Here is a 17,868-nt window from a genome sequence, read left to right on the forward strand (position 1 = left end):
CCGATCACGGCGCGGCCGAGCGGCGCGTTCTGCTCGCCGCCTTCGCCGAGGCCGAGCGCCATTGGCGACATGCCGATGATCATGGCGAGCGCGGTCATCAGCACCGGCCGAAAGCGGGTGAAGCCGGCCTCCAACGCTGCGGTCATCGCGTCGCCGGTCGCCGCCAGCCGTTCGCGGGCGAAGGTGACCACCAGGATGGAGTTCGCCGTGGCGACGCCCATGCACATAATCGCGCCGGTGAGCGCCGGCACCGAAAGCGGCGTGCTGGTGGCGAACAGCATCCAGACGATCCCGGCTAGCGCAGCAGGCAGCGCCGTGATGATCACGAACGGGTCGGACCAGCTTTGGAAGTTCACCACGATCAGCAGATAGATCAGCACGATCGCGCCAACCAAGCCGACCGACAGGCCCGAGAAGGCGCTGTTCATCGTGGTCACCTGGCCGCGGAGGGTGACGGTGGCGCCCTTCGGCAGGTCTTTCTGGGTGCCCTTGAGGATCTTGCCGATGTCGCGAGAGACCCCGCCCAGGTCGCGGCCCTGCGTCGCGGCGTAGACGTCGAAGGCCGGCTGGATCGCATAGTGGGTGACCACCGCATCGGCGTCGACGCGCTGCACCTGCGCCACGCCGCCCAGGATTTGCGGGTCGCCGGACTTGCCGGGATTGAGCGGGATGTTCTCCAGCTTGGAGAGGGTGTTCTCGTCCTGCTGCGGCGTTTGGATGGCGATCGGATAGGAGACTCCGTTTTTGGGGTTAAGCCAGTAAGCGGGCGCGGTCTGCAGGCTGCCGGCGAGCGAGGTGACCATGGCGCCGGTGACGTCGTTCTCGGTCAGGCCCAAGCGGTCGGCTTCCGAGCGGTCGACGTTGACGTTGAGCTGGGGATAGTGGCTCGACTGCTGCAAGCGCACGTCGGCGAGGCCCGGCACGGCCTTCAATCGCAACAGCAGTTCGTTGGCGTAGCGCTCATTGGCCACGCCGTCTGGCCCGGCCACCTGCACGTCGATCGGCGCCGGCGCCCCGAAGTTGAGAATCTGGCTGATGATGTCGGCCGGCAGGAACGAGAAGGTCGAGCCCGGGAATTGCGCCGGCAACTGCTTGCGCAGCTCGGCAACATAGCGGGCAGTCGGCTTATGCTTCTCGGTCAGCGTGACGTAGATGTCGCCGTCCTGCGGGCCAATGCCCCCGGTGTTGGAATAGGCCAGGTTGATGCCGCTCACCGGTGGGCCGATGTTGTCGACGATGGTGGCCAGTTCGTCGCGCGGAATAGCCAGGCGGATCGCGGCCTCGACCCGGTCGAACAGGGCCGCGGCGTCCTCCAGGCGCGTGCCGATCGGGGCGCGGACGTGCAGCACCATCGCCCCGGAATCGACGCTCGGGAAGAAGTTGCTGCCAAGAGCCGGGGCGAGCAGGAACGAGGCCAGCACCAGGGCCATGAAACCCATGAGAAAACGTGGCCGGTGGCTGAGCGCCATCGCCAGCAGGCCGCGATAACTCTCGCGCAGCTTGGCGAAGCGCGCCTCGAAACCGTGCTGGAAGCGCACAAGGGCGTGGGTCGACCGTTGCGGCGCCGCGCCCCCATGCGACTCCATCACATAGTCAGCGTGCCCGCCCTGATGCGGTTTCAGCAGGTACATGGCCATGGTCGGGACGAGCGTCCGCGACAGGATGAAGGAGGCGATCATGGCGAAGACCACCGCCTCGGCCATGGGCACGAACAGGAAGCCCGCCACGCCCTGCAAGAAGAACATCGGCACGAAGACGATGCAGATGCAGAGCAGTGACACGAATGCCGGCGTCACGATCTGAGCGGCCCCGTCCAGGATGGAGGAGCGGACGTCCTTGCCTTGCTCCAGGTGCCAGTTGATATTCTCGATCGTCACCGTCGCGTCGTCCACCAGGATCCCCACCGCCAGGGACAGCCCGCCGAGCGTCATGATGTTCAGCGTCTGGCCCATGGCCGAAAGCGCGGCGATCGAGGAGAGCACCGCCAGCGGGATCGAGGTCGCGATGATCACCGTCGAGCGCCAGCTGCCCAGGAACAGAAGGATCATCAGGCTGGTCAGCGCCGCGGCGATGACGCCTTCCTTCACCACCCCGGAGATCGCGCCCTTCACGAACAGCGACTGGTCGTTGAGCAGGGCGATGTGCAGCGAGGCCGGAAGGCTGGCCTGCAAGCGCGGCAGGACGTCCTTGACGCCCGAGATGATCGCCAGCGTCGAGGCCGACCCGCTCTTCAGCACGCTCATCAGCACTGAGCGGCGACCGTCAACCCTCACCTCATTGCGCTGCGGCGGATAGCCGTCGCGGACGTGGGCGACGTCGCGGATGTAGATGGTTGTCCCGTCCACCGTCTTGATCGGCAGGTCGTTCAGCGCCTCCAGCGCCACAGGGCTGTTGTTCAGCTTCACGAAATATTCGAACGAGCCGATCTTCGCCGTGCCCGCCGGGATGATCTGGTTCTGGGCGGCGAGCGCGTTTGCCACGTCCATTGGCGAGAGGCCCTTGGACTGCAGGGCCACCGGATCGAGGTCGATCTGGATCTGGCGCACCTTGCCGCCGTAGGGGGACGGGATCGTCGCCCCCGCGACCGAGGCCAGCGCCGGGCGGATGAAGTTCTGGCCCGCGTCGAACAGCGCCTGCTCGCCCATCTTCGGGCTCGCCAGCGCCAGTTGCAGGATCGGCACTGTCGAAGCGTTGTAGTTGAGGATCTGCGGCGGGGTGATGCCGGGAGGAAGTTGCTTCAGCACGGTCTGCGAGGCGGCCGTGACCTGGGCGGTGGCGGTGCGGATGTCGACGGTGGGCTGGAAGAAGATTTTCACCACGCCCACGCCGGGCAGGGACTGGCTCTCGATGTGCTCGATGTCGTTCACCGACGAGGAGAGCTGGCGCTCGTAGTAGTAGATCACCCGGCCCGACATGTCGTCGGGCGACAGGCCATTGTAGGTCCAGACCGCCGCGATCACCGGGATCCTGATTTCCGGGAAGATGTCCGTCGGCGTCCGCAGCGCCGCCAGCGGCCCCAGCAGCAGGATGAGGATGGCCAGGACGACGAAGGTGTATGGACGCCGCAAAGCGAGCCGCACAATCGCCAGCATCCAGGGAACTCCGTGTTAGAGGCGCCGCACCTGCGCCGCCGGGATTCTCAAACGGACAGGCGATGGTGCGGTGCGGAACCTAATGGCGCCGACGCCCCAGGCCAGTGAATAAAATTTTACTGCCAGACGGGGTAAATAGCCAACTTATATCAGATATTTACATCGACAGGATGGCACTCGATGACGACACGAAGTCCCGGACCTGAGTCCTGCAGTTCAAGCCCAAAGCGATGCAGACGCACGATCGCGGCGACGATGCTGAGGCCCAGTCCCGAGCCGGGCGTCAGCTTGTCGCGCTCGCTGCGGTAGAATCGCTGCAACACGGCGGTGCGCTCCTCGGCCGGCACGCCCGGGCCGTCGTCCTGTACAATCAGGCGAGGTCCCTCCGGGCGGCCGTCGAGCTGCAGGCGTACTTCGCCGCCCTTGCCGGAGAATTTGATCGCATTGTCGACCAGGTTGCTGACCGCCTCGAACAGCAGCTTGGCGTCGGCGTCGACGATCATCCCGGGCGTGGCGGAGACCGTCAGCTGCACGCCGGCCTCTTCGGCGAGCGGCTGATAGAGGTCGCCGGCCTGTTGCAGCAGCCGGCTGAGGTCGGTGGCCGCGAAGCCGGCGCTGCGCGCGCGGGTTTCCAGCTCGGAGATGCGAAGAATGGCGATGAACCGCTCCAGCACCTCGTCGAGCTCGGCGGTGACGCGGGCGATGTCGGCAGGATCGACCGCGGCGCCCAGGCCCAGGCGGTGGAGTTGGGCGCGCACGCGGGTCAGCGGGGTGCGCAGGTCGTGGGCGATTGTGTCGCTGGAGGTCTTCACCTCGCCCATCAGCCGCTCCACCTCGCCCAGCATGTAGTTCACGGTGAGGGCGAACATGTCGAGTTCGTCGCCGCGACTGGACACCGGCATTCGCCGCCTAAGGTCGCCCGCGGCGATGTGGTGAGCCGCCGCCTGCAGCTTGCGTAGCCGCCGCAGCGGCCCCACGCTGAGCGCGACGCCGCAGGCGAGCCCGGCGACGATCGTCAGGACGCCGCTCCAGATCAGCGCCGAAGCGATGATGCGACGGATCTCCCGCAGCTGGTCGATGGCGCGTCCGACCACCAGGATGTCGCCCGACGGCAGGCGCCGGGCCACGAGCCTGGCGCTGGCCGGGAAGTCCGCTGTCGGGGCCATCTCCACGGGGTGTCCGCCCGGCTGGAGGCCCTCGGGCAAGCGGCGCAGGTTGCCGGTCAGCCGCGTCCCGTCGGCCGCGAACAGGGCGAAGAGGCTGTTGCGGCTGTTCACGATCAGGGCGTCGTCGATGGTTTGGCGCAGCGCCGAGCGGGGCAGCGTCATCTCCGCGCTGGCCTCCGCGGCCAGGATGCGATCGACCCGTTGGGTCAGGTAGACGGCCGAGCGGACGTAGACCAAAGCGAGGAGGGCGACGGCGCCGAGCGCGAACAGCAGGAAGTACAGCAGCGAGAGCCGGAAGGTGGTCGTCCGCCAGATCTCGCTAAGGCGCATACAGCATATAGCCCTGGCCCCGCTCGGTGCGGATCAAAGGCAGGAGGCCGGGGCCATCGATCTTCCTGCGCAGCTTGCCGACGTGGACGTTGATCAGGTTGGTGCCGGGGTCGAAATAGTACTCCCAGACCTTCTCGAAGATCATCCGTCTTGTGAGCAAGTGGCCAGCATTGCGCATCATGAATTCCAGGAGTTGGAATTCCATCGGCAGGAGCTCGATGCGCCTCCCGTCCCGCACCGCTTCATGCTTCACCAAGTCCAGCTCCAGGTCCGCCACCCGCAGCCGAACCTCCGCGCCCGACGTCTGGTGGCGGCGCAACAGCACCTCCAGCCGCGCGATCAGTTCCTTGGGCGCGAAGGGCTTGATCAGATAGTCGTCGCCGCCGGCGCGCAGCCCGTCAACGCGGTCGTCCACATCGCTGAGCGCGCTGACCATCAGCACCGGGGCGTCGGAGCCTGCGTCCCGCAGGGCTTTGACGAGCGCAAGGCCGTCGAGGCCCGGGAGCATCCGGTCGAGCGTGATCGCGTCGAACTGCTCGTTCATGGCCGCTTCAAGCCCGGTCGGTCCGTCGAAACACCTCGACGACTCGAAGCCGCTGGCGGTCAGGCAGGCGGCGATCTCCTCGGCGGTCTCTGGGTCGTCCTCGATGACCAGGATCCTAGGCACGGGACCACCGGTTCCAACACTGGCGAGGTTGAGCACACCCATGGCGTAGCGGTCGCCTCCCACCCCGTGCGCGGTCGCCAGGGCTCATTGCATGACATGTTGCGATGCGAAGAGGGCCGAATCCAGACTGGTCACACATTTCGCGAAGCTGCCGTTGATCGGGTCATACCCCAGGCGCGCACAAGCCATCTGCTCGCGCCGGCGGACCTCATCGAATGAGGCGTTGAAATAGGACTTGGCGGGCGGCGTCAGACCCGAGATGTCGATCTGCACGGCTGCGGCGTCGGCCGCCGGCGCTCCATGGTCGGAGGTTGACGACAGCTCGCACACCGGAAGGGCCGGGTCGCCGGCGGCTAGCCCCTTGCCGAGGCACGTGCGACGGGCCTCGTCCAGCGCCACGCCGTGGGTTCGAGCCTGGATCAGCGCCGCCGCGGAGCCGGACAGGTTGGCGACGCAATCGGTCGAGAGTCCGATTCCCACAGGAATTCCGATGACCGAATGGCAGATCTGCTGCACCTGGGCGAGCTGCGCCGGAGCCAGGTTCGAGGGATTGTAGGGTCCGGCCGTGGCGCAGCTCGCGATGCCGGCGATGGAGAAAGCGCCGATGAGTAGGCCGGCCAAGGCGCTATAGCCCCTGCGAACGTGGCCGTGGGCGCCTGGACAAGACTGGGGGTGAATGCAGTGCGAAGACTGGGAAGGTTTGAACATTTTTCGCCGCCGATTTGAAGCGGCCCAATCGGCAAACGCGGCCGTCGAGCGGCCTGAAAACTATTCCCCAATGCGAGGCGAGCCAGTGAAATAAGTTTCACCGGCGCCGAGCGCTGTTCGGCCACGCCGGCTGGCGAAGGTCTTCTCACCGTCGACGTCGGCGCCCTCGCCGTGGCGCCGCCCGAACTCCAGCGTCGGCGCCCATGCTGGCTCGGCCGTCGATGAGTGGTCCACACATGAAGGGGCAATCAGCGCATAGTTATCTCGTCCACTGTTTAGGAGCGCGCCCAGATGGACTGGTTGTTCGAGGTGGGCATTGAGAGGCCTGAAAAGGGTGCACGCGATGCGACGCGGCGCATCGACGCCCAGCTTCGGGCCGCCATCGCCGATGGACGGCTGGCGCCCGGCGTTCGCCTCCCCGCGACGCGTCAGGCCGCGGCCGCCTTCGGCGTGTCCCGCAACACTGCGGTCGAAGTCTACGATCGGCTGCTGCACGACGGATATGTGGTGGCGCGCCAGGGCGCCGGCACCTTCGTCGCCGAGCGGCCGCCCGCCGCCGGCGCGGTGATTGACGAGGGGGCGCCCGCAGCCGAGCGGCCGCTCAATCCCTTCTGGCTAAGGCCCGAGGTGTCGGACGCCATCGGCTTCTGGCGGAGCAGCGGGGATGATCCGCACGCCGATGCGCCGGCCGTCGAGCTCCGTCCCGCGCTGGTCGACGGACGGCTGTTTCCGCACGACGTGTTCCGCCGCATCATGGCCCAACAGCTCCGCGCGCTCGAGCGTTCGCCGCCGAGCTATCGCGGTCCGCAAGGCAACCAAGGCAACGGACGGCTGCGCGCCGCCATCACCCGACACATCGCAGTCACTCGCGCCGTGGCCTGCCAGCCCGAGGATGTGATCGTTGTCGCCGGCGCCCAACAGGCCTTTGACCTCCTGGCGCGCAGCCTGATCGACCGGCCTGGCGCGGTGGTGGCGTTCGAGGACCCGGGCTATCCGCCGATGCGCGCCGCCTTCGCCGCCGCGGGCGCTGTGCTGCATCCCACGCCGGTGGATGCAGAGGGTCTGATCGTCGAGTGCCTGCCGGACGCCGCGCGGATCGTCTGCCTCTGCCCCTCCCATCAGTTCCCGCTGGGCGTCTCGCTGTCGCCGGCGCGCCGACGCGCGCTGCTGGCCTGGGCTCGGCGCCGCGGCGCTGTGATCGTCGAGGACGATTACGATGGGGAGTTCCGTTACGCCGGCAGCCCTTTAGAAGCGCTGCGTGCCGGCGGGACCGACATCGTCTTCTACGTCGGCACCTTCTCCAAGTGCATGCTGCCCTCGCTGCGGCTGGGATTCCTGGTGGCGCCGGAGTGGGCGCGGCCCACCCTGGTCGCGGCCAAGAATGCGCTCGACTGGCATTGCCCGATCCTGCTGCAGACGGCGGTCGCCGCCTTCATCGCGGAGGGCCGGTTGACCCGGCATGTGCGTCGCATGCGCCAGGTCTATCGCCGCCGACGCGACCTCCTGCTCGAGCGCCTGTCGGGCGACCTCAGCCCCTGGCTTGAGCCGATCCCGTCCAGCTACGGCATGCATCTGGCGGCGCTCGCGCGTCCGGGCGTGGACGCGGACGCGGCGGCCGACGTCCTGGCGCGCCGAGGCGTGCGCTTGCACAGCCTGGAGCGATACCACCTGGGCCCGCCGACATCCCGGGGCCTGGTGTTCGGCTTCGGCGCGGCGGATGAGGCGCAGATCGAGCGCGGTCTCGATCTGCTCCATGAAACACTGAGACGGTGACCGCGGACTACTTCACGCGCGTCAGATAGGCCTTGAAGACCGCGGCCCACGTGCGGCCCCCGTCCTGCGAGAAGTCGATTTCGTAGCGGTGGGAATTGGCGGTGATGTCCGACCAGACGCCGCGCACGAGGACGTTCCGGTCCTTGTATTTTTCGGTCGCGTAGAATTCGGCTCGGCCGTCCTTGAACTCGCCGATCTCGGGCGTCTCAACCTCGGCCCCGTCGCTATCGATGTAGGCCTGGCTCCATTGGCCGGACTTCGAATTGTAGAGGAAGAGGGTGGCCCCCTGCCAGTGGCCGTCCGGGCTGTCGGCCTCGATCTCCTCAATCCAGCCGCGTCCGCCCCAGATCGGCGTCGCGGTCTTCGTGCCTTCGGACGTGGACGTATGGGTTCCACCGGCGAACGGATCGAGCACGCGGGTGATATGCGTGCGCCAGACCCCGCGGGCGAAGTCGAAGTCATGCGATCCGTCACGCGTCGGCTGTGCATTCGCCGAAATGGGAAAAAGGGCCAGAACCCCCGCGAACGCCAAGGCGCGCCGCAGCTGCAACAGTTTCATGATCGTCTCCGCATTCCTTACGCGGCTCAGCATCGGGCCTGCCCGAGCGGGCTGAAAGGACCACTCCGGGGAATATGTACTGGGCCACTCCACGGCGGTGGATGTTCAAGGGGCCTCCAGCGTCATCGGCTGCTAACAAAGGCAGATGATCGACCCACAAGCTTCAAGTGGTCCGGGGGACGGCCTTCGCCACACGCTGAGACGACGGCACATGACGATGATCGCCCTGGGTGGGGTCATCGGGGCGGGACTGTTCGTCGGCAGCCGGGTGGTGATCCAGTCCGCCGGGCCCGCGGCGGCGATCTCCTTCCTGATCACCGGTGGGCTGGTCATCCTGGTGATGCGCATGCTGGGCGAGATGGCGGTCGCCCAACCGACCGCCGGCTCGTTCTACGAGTACGCGCGTCGTGCGCTCGGCCCCTTTGCCGGCTTTCTGACCGGCTGGATGTACTGGTACTTCTGGGTGATCGTCGTGGCGATCGAGGCCATCGCCGGGGCGGACCTCATCCGGTTCTGGCTGCCGCAGGCGCCGCAGTGGCTGCTGGCGGGCCTGCTGCTGATGGCGATGACCGTGAGCAACCTGATTTCCGTCCGCGCCTACGGCGAGTTCGAGTTCTGGCTGGCGTCGATCAAGATCGCCGCGATCACCTTGTTCCTGGTCGGAGGATCCCTGTTCGTCGCGGGGATCTGGCCGGGGTGGACGCCGCAGGTGGCCAACCTGACCGCGCGCGGCGGTTTCATGCCCCACGGCCTGCTGCCGGTATTGACCGGAGCGGTGGCGGCCACGGGATTCTATTTCGGCGCCGAGATCGTCACCATCGCCGCGGCGGAGGCTCGCGAGCCGGCGATCGCCGTGGCGCGCGCCACAAATTCGGTGATCGGCCGCGTCCTTGTGTTCTACGTAGGATCCATCCTGCTGGTGGTCGCTATCGTTCCCTGGAACTCGACCGCCATCGCGACTCCGTATGTGAGCGCGCTAAGGCTCATGGGCCTGCCCGCGGCGGCGCACCTGATGAACGCGGTCATCCTGACCGCCGTCCTTTCGGCGCTGAACTCGGGTCTATACGCCTCGTCGCGGATTCTGTTTTCCCTGACCCGCAACGGTGACGCGCCGCAGGCGCTTGCGCGGGTCAGCGGGCGCGGCGTGCCCACCCAGGCCATCCTCGTCGGGACGGTCTTTGGATTCGGCGCGGTGGTCGCGTCCTACGTCTCGCCGGGCCTGGTGTTCGCCTTCCTGATCAAATCCTATGGAACGGTCGCGATCTTCGTCTACCTGCTGATCGCGCTCTCGGAACTGCGCCTTCGCCGACAGCTGGAGCGCGAAGCGCCCGAGAAACTCACTCTGCGAATGTGGGGCTTTCCCTACCTGACCTACCTCGCCATCGCCGGCATGGTCGCGATCCTTGGCGCGATGGCCTTCATTCCCGATCAGCGCTGGCCGCTGGCATTGGGCGTCGTAAGCCTCATGGCCCTGATGGTCCTCTTCGTCCTGCGCCAGGCGTTCGGTCCAAGGGCGCCTTCCGCTTCCTGAACGCGAGCGCCCAAGAAATTCTCATCGGGCGCAAAGAAGCTTTCGGTTTCAAATCATACTATCGTAGTAGGGTATACGCGCTGCGCCCGCGACGTCTTTGCCTGTTGGGTTCGTGGGAGGCAGCGCCGTGCAGGAGAGCACGCGTGTTGCGACGGTTGTTTCGATCTTTGGGATTGTGCGGCGGTGGCCTCTACTCCACCGATCTTGAGCAGTACCTCGCCGCCCAACGCAGCCAGATCGGCAGCCGGATCCTGCGCGACGTGGCGACGGCGTCTGCGAGGTAGACATCTCCATGCTTGGTGCCCTACGGCACCGGACCTGGCCTCGGATGGGTGAGGTATCCGCCCTCGCGGCCGCATTTGGATAGGCTCGCGTTCACGTTTTCAAGAGCGATACGGCGGCTACCGCAAAGCAACTCCATATGAATCGCACACGAGGCAAGCCGTCGCCTCTGGCGACCGCTGTATCTAGGAACAAGAGGATGAAAGCCCTAACCATTGGTAGTGCTCTAGCGTCTCTCTCACTTGCGGCCCCCGCGTTTGCCGCACCATCAGGCGCTCCGCCTATGAACAGTTTCAACGAGGCCTATTACACCTGCGACAACGGCGCTGCGTTCGCAGTTTCGTATGACTCAAGTCAGCCGACGAACGTCACCATGACCACCAGCAACGACAACAACCGGCACCTGTTGAAGAGGACGCCGGTTACGACTGGCGCTGAGTTCGCCAGCGGCGGAATCAAATTCTGGACGGATGGCCAGACGGTCGTGGTGGACGGCACCCAGACACCCTTTCGCGACTGCAAGCTGAAGCCGAACTGATCGCAGGCGGCGCCCTGGGGCGCCGCCCCTCTTCGCCGGGCGGTTTAGACCGTCGCGGTTGCGATCCGCCACATCATGATCACGTTGAAGGCGATGACCGCGGCGATCACGATGCCGGCCAGGAGCGTCTCGGCCCAGGGCGGAAGGTCGCGATTCCGATAATGGTGGAGATGAAGGCGCTGCATCTGCTACGTCCTTGCAACTAAGTATCACAGATGTAACAGCTTGGGGCTGTCCCCAGTTGGGGCAATTCTCCGTGATGGCTCTCCGCCTGCCAGCGCGGCGCGTGTAGAGCGACGAATCGCTTGCCTCCAAAATCTGTGAGATTCTTCCATCGACAGCGGGCCATCGCCGCCTTGGCCAAAGCGTGGCGCGCCGCGAAATCCCATTCAGGAGCCCAAGTGGAAGCGGAAATCCCGGACGACAAGAAGGCGACCGAGCATCTCGCCAATGAGCGGACCTTTCTCGCCTGGGTGCGGACCGGCATCGCGATCATGAGCCTGGGCTTCGTCGTCGCTAGGTTTGGGCTGTGGCTGCGCGAACTGGGGGCCGGGCTCTCGCCTCAACTCCAGGGGCATGGGTCCGGAATGTCCGCGCCCATGGGCGCGGGGATGATCGGGCTGGGTGGCGTGCTGGTGGTCCTCGCGGCCTGGCGTTTCCATGTCGTCAATCGCCAGATCGCCGCCGGACACGTCCAGGTGGATCGTGGGCTGGTCGTCCTGATCACGGTGGTGATCGCCGCCCTGGCGGTCGTCATGATGGCCTATATCGGCATGACCACGACGCAGACGCCGTAGCGTTCCTCATGCTCAGCCCTGGAACCGCCGTCCGGCGCCGACGCGATAGAACATCCGCCAAGCTCATCAATAAGATCGCAGGGGACAAAAGACCTCCCGACCCACAACCGAGCTCGGTGAAAAATACTTCACCTTGAGCCCGGCGACCAAAAACGGACGGGCGCATTTCTAAGTCTGAGTTGACGTCCAACGATCCAGGGAGGGTCGGCGAGACGTCGTTCGACCGAAGGCCCATGGCGACCCTCGGCCTCTGATGGAGGTCACGATGAAGACAATTCTCACCACGATAGCCGCCGCGACCCTGTTGCTCGCGCCGCTGGCGGCTGAAGCCCAACATGGCGGTTCTCACGGCGGCGGCGGTTCTCACGGCGGCGGCGGATCGCACGGCGGCGGTGGCTTCCACGGCGGCGGAGGCGGTTTTCATGGCGGCGGCTTCCATGGCGGTGGGTTTCACGGCGGCGGCTTCCGTGGCGGTCACTACGGCGGCTACGGCGGCTACGGCGGTGGCTACGGGTGGGGCCTAGGCGCAGCTGGACTGGGGTTCTTCGCGGGGGCGGCTCTCGCCGACCCTTGGTACGGCGACTACGGGTATGACGGCTACGCTTATGAACCGGCCTACGACTACGCGCCTTATGACTATGGACCGCCGCGGGCCGCTGCGCCGCCGCAAGCTTGCGGGCGGTGGATATGGAACCCTGGCGCGTCGAAATATGACTGGGCGCCTGGCCCTTGTCCGGCGCCGCCTGTCGATTGACGCAGGCCTCTTCGCCCGGCGTCAGGCCAGGCCGACCACAGTTTCTAAGGTGAAATCCTTTTCACTCGTTCACCGAACCGCAGGGGATATGATCAGCAGGTAGGCAGGACACTGCATTTTTTCCGTTCCGCCACCTTCCCTCCGGAGTCGGAAAGCAGCCCGCTTCGGCGACCCCAAACACGCCGGAGCGGGCAACGCTTTGCCCGTCGCCGTCGGATGGCCAAAGGACACGGCTCATGGTGAGCAGGGCTCAACTCCTTGGTCTGGCTTTGGCGATGGCCGCCTCCGGTTCGGCCCTGGCGCAGAACGAGTGGCGAGATCGGAAATTCCTCGAGGCGGCGATCCAGGAAAACAATCTGGAAATAAAACTGGGCCAACTCGCCGAGCAGCGCGGGACGTCGCTTGAGTTGCGGGCTTATGGCCAAGACCTGGCGGATGGCCACTTTCCAGACCGCCTGGAGGCAAATCGCACCGCGGCTCAGCTGCATATGTTCGTTCCCCTCCGAGGGCCCCGGGGCGACCGAGACGTGCGCGCCAGGCTCGACGCGCATTCCGCGCGCGACTTCGATCGAGAATTCGTGCGCTTCATGGCGGAGCGGCAGGCGGAGGATCTCACCGCCTTTCGCGAGGAAGCGGCTGGTGGAGACGCCATCGCAGGCTTGGCGCGTCGAGCCCTCCCCATCCTGCAAAGGCAGCTCGAAACGGCGCGAAGCCTCGATCGGGCATTGAACGGTCACCCGGCGTCAGGCCGGTGACGGCCCCTGCGTCCCACAAGGCGCTGGTCCGATCGCCATGACGACGAGGGGGGCGCGTCTTCCGCGGATCCTGAGGACGATCGAGGACCTGTCCAGTCGGCCGCCGCCCGGTTTGCCGACCGCGATCGCGATCGGATGTGGGTTCGCCATGTTGGGCGTGGGGGCGCGTTTTGCTCTCGACCCGCTGCTGGGCTTGCGGGTCAGCTTCATGACGCTGTTTCCGGCCGTCATCGCCGCCGGAATTGTCGGAGGACGAACCGCCAGCATCGCCTGTCTTCAGCTTGGAGCGCTTGGCAGTTGGTACTTCCTGCTCCCGCCGCGGTTCACCTGGGAAGCCTCGCCAGCCGCCTTCAAGTCCCTGCTGACCTTCGTAGTCCTGGCTAGCCTCACCGCGGCATTGTTGGACTTCGTCAGGGAGCGGCTCGTCCGGGCGAGCCAGGCGCAAGCCTGGGAGGAGACCGTAGCGGGCGAGATGCGCCACCGGGTCAAGAATACGCTCGCGGTGGTGGAGGCGATCGCGCGCCAGACGATCCGGGCTTCGGCCGCCCCGGCGAGCTACCAACTCTTCGTCGACCGGCTCTCAACGCTTGCGCGGGCCCAGGACCTGATCGGATCCGATGAGGTCGATAAGATTGGCCTGCTGGCGTTGATCCACAGCGCCATCGAACCCTTTGAGACCGCCGAGCCCAGCCGGCTATGGCTGCGGGGCGAGGATATCCGTGTCCCGCACGAATATGTAACGCCGCTCGTCCTGGCGTTCAACGAGCTCGCGACCAACGCCTCAAAGTATGGGGCGCTCAGCGGCGCCGGCTGGGTCGAAATCACCTCCGCCGTGGAGGCTCGTGTTGGGGGCAAGCAAGTCGAGCTCGTCTGGACCGAACACGGCGGCCCCAAGGTTGCAGCGCCAGCGCGCCGCGGCTTCGGCTCGGCTCGGCTAGCAAGGCGACTATTTTCCGGCAGTGACGCAGCGAGCGAGCTGACCTTCTCACCGGACGGTGTGAGATGGCGCATATCCTTTCTGGCGCCGTTGGAACCTGACCCGCGCCGTGGGCGGAAGAATCGAACGGCGAGGGCCGCCCGCCCCAACGCCCCCACGCGACCAACGTTTTCCCCGCCCTAGCGGCGCATCGTCCGGTCAGGCAACCAAAGAGGCCAGTCGCCGGTCCCCGCAACCTGTGACGTCAAATAAGTGAGTTGTGAGCAATACGCCTGGCGGGCTGCCGCGAGCGCCGCCACCGCTGGGGGCCAGCCAGTGAAATAAATTTCACCGGCGCGATACATCTTTGAAGCAGAAAATCCTCCCGACCAAGTGTCGAACGCCCGCTTGAGGCGTCGCTGGAACCTGGATGGGGCTTATGCACACCTCGCGCGAACGGATGGACCAGTTGATGACCGAGCTCGACCGCGCGCCTGTGTCCGAGACTGAAGTGGAATCAGACGCCGAGGCAACCACCTACCTGCCACGTCGCATTATGTTCGACCTAAACTTCTCTTCGCAAGAGCAGATGGCCTTGCGCAAGATCTGCCAAGCTGGAGATCTCTCTCCTCAGCAAGCGCTGGCCCACATCGTCCGGGCGCGGTTGCTCGCCCGACCGCAGTTCGAGCGGTTCGATCGCGGTCGCCTGCGGGTGTGTATGGGGTTGCTACGGTTGGTCGAACAGCACATTGGCCGCGCGGTGCGCGCCGCCGCGAAGGGTCAGACCGAGGAGGTCGTCAACTCACGGATCGACGAGCTCCTTGAACTCGCCACCGATTTGCGGCGGGTTGGCTATGGCCTTGGGGAGGCACTGCTCGGCAACCTGCAGTACTGGCAGGCCGGCTCTGCGGAACCTGCGGATGGATCGGACGGTCTCCATCCGGCATCCGCCGGGGTAGACGCCGTGCCGCAATCCTGGTCACCGCCGAAAGGGCGCCAGGACCAGACCGGGCTGGTGTGACCGACAGACGCTAGCCGGATGGCGGTCCCAAAGCTACGGGCGGCGGATGCTCAGTCCGATTGTCCGGTTCCGACGGCTTCCTGCCCTGAGAACAAGGAATCGAGGCGCTCTCGGATTGAACGCTCATAGTCGTCCCTTGACGCAGACCTTGGACGGGTGAGCACGATGTCCTTTGCAATGGCGTCCTTGATGACTGTGACGGCGTGCTCGTCGAGCACACCAACTCGAACGAGTTGCGCACAGAGTTGCAGGAGACCGACGGCCGTAGCCTGGCTGTGCGCCGCATTTGATCCTCTTGTCCCCGAGACTTGGGAAGCGCTGCTGTAGTCGATCCTAACCAAACCTCGACAACAGACAACCCAGGGATAAGCCAAGGATTTTCACACCCGAATGGCGCGCGCTATCTGCGGCCGAGAAGTCTTGGGCTCTGCTCCCGATGCGCTACGGATCGTCATTCGTCCAGCTTTTGCCAGCCTGTGGCCATTTATCCGGCAGGTCTGGCGTCATGTTTTTGAAGGCGTACCAACGTCCGCTCATGGCGCATCTGAGACATGAGCGGATGACTGGCGCTGACTCAGTGCGGACCTTCAGAAGGGCCGTTTGCGGCTCGCAGTCTCACCTGGGAAGCGCCCCATGCAGAAAGAGGCCGACGCTTTCCCGGGCGATATGAGTGATCTCGGCAGGCGTGACCTTCCCAGGCTGGCTGAAGATCAACCGCATATGAAGGTTTGTCTTGAGCATCGCGATGAGCTGCGACGCGGCCAGTTCGATCTCGTCCAACTCCAGCAAGCCGGCCGCGACCTGCTTCCGTAAATAGGCTTCGAAGATACACTGCGTGTACATGATCGGCCCGTCGAACATGATCTGACCGATTTCCGGAAGGTGACGCGCTTCAGCGACCACCGTCTTGTACAAGTCGATCTGAGGCTTTGTATAGATAGAGGAGAGTAGGGAGGTCGCGAGATTTACAAGTCCAACTTCAAGGCTATCATCTTCGCAAATGACATACTTGTTATTCTGAGCCAAAATTTCATCACATCTCTTGCGAAGAACCGCGGCGAACAAGGTCTGCTTGTTCCTGAAGTTGCTATATACCGTCCGCTTGGAGACCCCCGCGAGTTCAGCCACCCTATCCATGCTGATGGCCGAGTATCCCCATTTGAAGAAGGCTCGCTCTGCCGCGGCGAGAACAATGTCGTCCTTACGCGCGTAAACCCGAGACCCAGCTTTCGCAGGCTTAGCCTTAGCAACCGTACCCTTGAGCGCCTTGACTGCCGACTTCATCAAACGATCCGATTCAAATGGCGATCGACCGTCGCACTCGGCCATTGAACACGCAACGGTGTAGGATCGCCTGCGCGGCAGGATAGGCGTGTCGCCACGGGCGAACCCAATCGGCCGGCGCCTTTGCGGGTCTCAGCGACATGCTTCGGCGATCCAAATGGGGATACCCGTCGGTTTAGTTGAGGATTCTGGGCGCGCGTTGTCTGCCTTCGAGAGTTCAGGCGCCGACCTACACTGCATCTGCTTGAATGTGTCATACGTGATTGAATCTACGATAATATAAATTCCGCATGTGCGCGGTAGCATCTGCTCGAAACGTTTGGATTCCGGTGCGGCGGGCAATGGGAGGGTACACCGACTAGTATATTCTGCTTGACCTAAATGCCGCCCTTCGAAATGTTGCCCCCAAGAAAACCAAAAAAGCGGGGGATGCGGTCATGGGATCACGCGGATTGAATTGCCTTGGGTCGGTCGCGGCAGCGGCGATGGCGTCACTCGCCGTTCCAACCTGGGCAGCCGAGCAGGCTTCAGTTTTGCCGACGACCAATCCCGGCGGCGGCCAGGCGACCTTGGAAGAGGTGGTGGTCACCGCGCGAAAGGTGACGGAGGATCTGCAGGAAGCGCCGGCCAGCATCGTCGCGGTGAGCGGCTCTCAGCTGCAGGCCGCCGGCGTCGTCGATGTGCAGGGACTGGAGAAGTTCGTACCGAGCGCGAACCTGCGGAGCGAAGGCCCGGTCGTGGAGACCTTTATCCGCGGCGTGGGCAGCAACATCGACTCCGCAAATGTCGATGAGGCGGTGAGCTACAACTATAACGGCATCGTCCTCTCTCGCTTTGCCACGGCTGGGCTGCTGTTCGATGTGGCCAATGTCCAGGTGATCGCGGGACCTCAAGGAACCCTCTACGGCGGCACAGCCGCTGGCGGCGCGATCAACGTTACATCGGCAAGGCCGAAGGATGATGCCGCCGGCGCCATCACGCTGGAGGGTGGCAACTACGCCCGGGCGCACTTCAGCGGCTTTCAGGACATCCCGGTAAGCGACATGCTCAGTGTTCGCGGCGCGATCGACTACGACCGCCGCGATGGTTACGAGACCTATGGTTTCGATGCTCAGGATTCCATCCGTGGGCGGCTTTCGGCGCTCATCACGCCGAACGACAGCGCCAGCGTCCTGGTTTTCGCCAGCGGCTCTTATGACGACGGCAAGCCCGCGGTTGCGATCAACAATCCGCTCTACGATTCATCCAATCCGTGGAAAGTCGCGCCAGCGGGCCCGACCTATGCCAACCCGGTTGATCCCAACTATGTTCAGCGCACCATCGAGACCTACGTATTCGGTGCGAATGCCGACATCGCGATGGGTGACAACCATTTCACCTACATTCCGGGCTTCGTTCACAACATCATCGGCTACCAGACCTACATCGGATACTTTCCGCACCCGGTGAAGGAGAGCGAGGCACAGGTCAGCCAGGAGCTGCGCTGGAACCGACGCTTCGACGCGCTCGCGCTCTCGGCCGGGGTATTTTACCTGCACGACTCGGTGGGAATGTACGGCGGGTTCGGCGCGCCGATCCTGCCCAAGCCGCCCTACATCGCGGTGACTCCATCGGGCCAACTGCGCCAGGACGAGACCAGCTATGCGGTGTTCGGCCAGGGCGTCTATTCGGTCACGGACAAGCTGCGCCTGACCT

17 protein-coding genes are annotated in these 17,868 nt (G+C 64.9%); 10 read left to right on the forward strand and 7 right to left on the reverse strand.

All coding sequences use genetic code 11. The features are described from left to right. The 4 genes from E8A12_RS19370 to E8A12_RS19385 form a co-directional block, all read right to left on the reverse strand. Positions 1-3,092 (reverse strand): efflux RND transporter permease subunit (locus tag E8A12_RS19370; RefSeq protein WP_293371866.1); only part of this gene is annotated, 3,092 nt, incomplete at its 3' end. A gap of 149 nt (positions 3,093-3,241) precedes the next feature. Next, complete coding sequence (locus E8A12_RS19375; RefSeq protein ID WP_293371868.1) at positions 3,242-4,588, reverse strand: HAMP domain-containing sensor histidine kinase; 1,347 nt, start codon at positions 4,586-4,588, stop codon at positions 3,242-3,244. After that, on the reverse strand, positions 4,578-5,255 hold the full coding sequence (locus E8A12_RS19380; protein ID WP_293371870.1) for a response regulator transcription factor: 678 nt from the start codon (positions 5,253-5,255) through the stop codon (positions 4,578-4,580). The genes E8A12_RS19375 and E8A12_RS19380 overlap by 11 nt, the downstream gene beginning before the upstream one ends. Before the next feature lie 84 nt (positions 5,256-5,339). Next, positions 5,340-5,876, reverse strand: coding sequence for a hypothetical protein (locus tag E8A12_RS19385; protein WP_293371872.1), 537 nt, complete (start codon positions 5,874-5,876; stop codon positions 5,340-5,342). A gap of 378 nt (positions 5,877-6,254) precedes the next feature. On the opposite strand from E8A12_RS19385, the gene E8A12_RS19390 reads away from it, so the two are divergent. Continuing rightward, on the forward strand, positions 6,255-7,736 hold the full coding sequence (locus tag E8A12_RS19390) for a PLP-dependent aminotransferase family protein (RefSeq protein ID WP_293371874.1): 1,482 nt from the start codon (positions 6,255-6,257) through the stop codon (positions 7,734-7,736). Positions 7,737-7,743: 7 nt separating this feature from the next. On the opposite strand, the gene E8A12_RS19395 is transcribed toward E8A12_RS19390, so the two are convergent. Continuing rightward, on the reverse strand, positions 7,744-8,295 hold the full coding sequence (locus E8A12_RS19395; protein ID WP_293371876.1) for a DUF1579 family protein: 552 nt from the start codon (positions 8,293-8,295) through the stop codon (positions 7,744-7,746). Between the two features lie 211 nt (positions 8,296-8,506). Here E8A12_RS19395 and E8A12_RS19400 point away from each other — a divergent pair, with 211 nt between their 5' ends. The 3 genes from E8A12_RS19400 to E8A12_RS19410 all read left to right on the forward strand — a co-directional run bounded on the left by E8A12_RS19400 (position 8,507) and on the right by E8A12_RS19410 (position 10,646). Continuing rightward, positions 8,507-9,826: an amino acid permease gene (locus tag E8A12_RS19400; protein WP_293371878.1), complete on the forward strand. Its 1,320-nt coding sequence runs from the start codon at positions 8,507-8,509 to the stop codon at positions 9,824-9,826. 143 nt (positions 9,827-9,969) lie between these two features. Further along, positions 9,970-10,110: a hypothetical protein gene (locus tag E8A12_RS19405; protein WP_293371880.1), complete on the forward strand. Its 141-nt coding sequence runs from the start codon at positions 9,970-9,972 to the stop codon at positions 10,108-10,110. A 281-nt stretch (positions 10,111-10,391) separates the two neighbouring features. After that, positions 10,392-10,646: an MliC family protein gene (locus tag E8A12_RS19410; protein WP_293371882.1), complete on the forward strand. Its 255-nt coding sequence runs from the start codon at positions 10,392-10,394 to the stop codon at positions 10,644-10,646. A 44-nt stretch (positions 10,647-10,690) separates the two neighbouring features. On the opposite strand, the gene E8A12_RS19415 is transcribed toward E8A12_RS19410, so the two are convergent. Beyond that, positions 10,691-10,831 carry a hypothetical protein gene (locus E8A12_RS19415; RefSeq protein ID WP_293371884.1) on the reverse strand — a complete coding sequence of 47 codons (141 nt, stop codon included), beginning with the start codon at positions 10,829-10,831 and terminating at the stop codon, positions 10,691-10,693. Between the two features lie 216 nt (positions 10,832-11,047). On the opposite strand from E8A12_RS19415, the gene E8A12_RS19420 reads away from it, so the two are divergent. The 5 genes from E8A12_RS19420 to E8A12_RS19440 all read left to right on the forward strand — a co-directional run bounded on the left by E8A12_RS19420 (position 11,048) and on the right by E8A12_RS19440 (position 14,889). Beyond that, a complete protein-coding gene (locus E8A12_RS19420; protein ID WP_293371886.1) occupies positions 11,048-11,443 on the forward strand; it encodes a DUF202 domain-containing protein in 396 nt (131 codons plus the stop codon). Positions 11,444-11,708: 265 nt separating this feature from the next. Continuing rightward, the gene (locus E8A12_RS19425; protein WP_293371888.1) at positions 11,709-12,197 is read left to right on the forward strand and encodes a hypothetical protein; all 489 of its coding nucleotides are present in this window, start codon (positions 11,709-11,711) and stop codon (positions 12,195-12,197) included. Positions 12,198-12,472: 275 nt separating this feature from the next. Then, the gene (locus E8A12_RS19430; protein ID WP_293371890.1) at positions 12,473-12,952 is read left to right on the forward strand and encodes a DUF4142 domain-containing protein; all 480 of its coding nucleotides are present in this window, start codon (positions 12,473-12,475) and stop codon (positions 12,950-12,952) included. A 37-nt stretch (positions 12,953-12,989) separates the two neighbouring features. Next, the gene (locus E8A12_RS19435) at positions 12,990-14,072 is read left to right on the forward strand and encodes an HWE histidine kinase domain-containing protein (RefSeq protein ID WP_293371892.1); all 1,083 of its coding nucleotides are present in this window, start codon (positions 12,990-12,992) and stop codon (positions 14,070-14,072) included. A gap of 235 nt (positions 14,073-14,307) precedes the next feature. Then, entirely contained in the window at positions 14,308-14,889 is a 582-nt protein-coding gene (locus tag E8A12_RS19440; protein WP_293371894.1) for a hypothetical protein, read from the forward strand. Between the two features lie 615 nt (positions 14,890-15,504). Here E8A12_RS19440 and E8A12_RS19445 read toward each other — a convergent pair. Beyond that, complete coding sequence (locus E8A12_RS19445; RefSeq protein ID WP_293371896.1) at positions 15,505-16,173, reverse strand: TetR/AcrR family transcriptional regulator; 669 nt, start codon at positions 16,171-16,173, stop codon at positions 15,505-15,507. A gap of 485 nt (positions 16,174-16,658) precedes the next feature. Between E8A12_RS19445 and E8A12_RS19450 the strand changes: the two genes are divergently transcribed. Then, positions 16,659-17,868, forward strand: a 1,210-nt coding sequence (locus E8A12_RS19450; RefSeq protein ID WP_293371898.1) for a TonB-dependent receptor plug domain-containing protein, incomplete at its 3' end; no start/stop codon positions are given.

Source organism: Phenylobacterium sp. (assembly GCF_004799395.1).
Classification (GTDB): domain Bacteria; phylum Pseudomonadota; class Alphaproteobacteria; order Caulobacterales; family Caulobacteraceae; genus Phenylobacterium.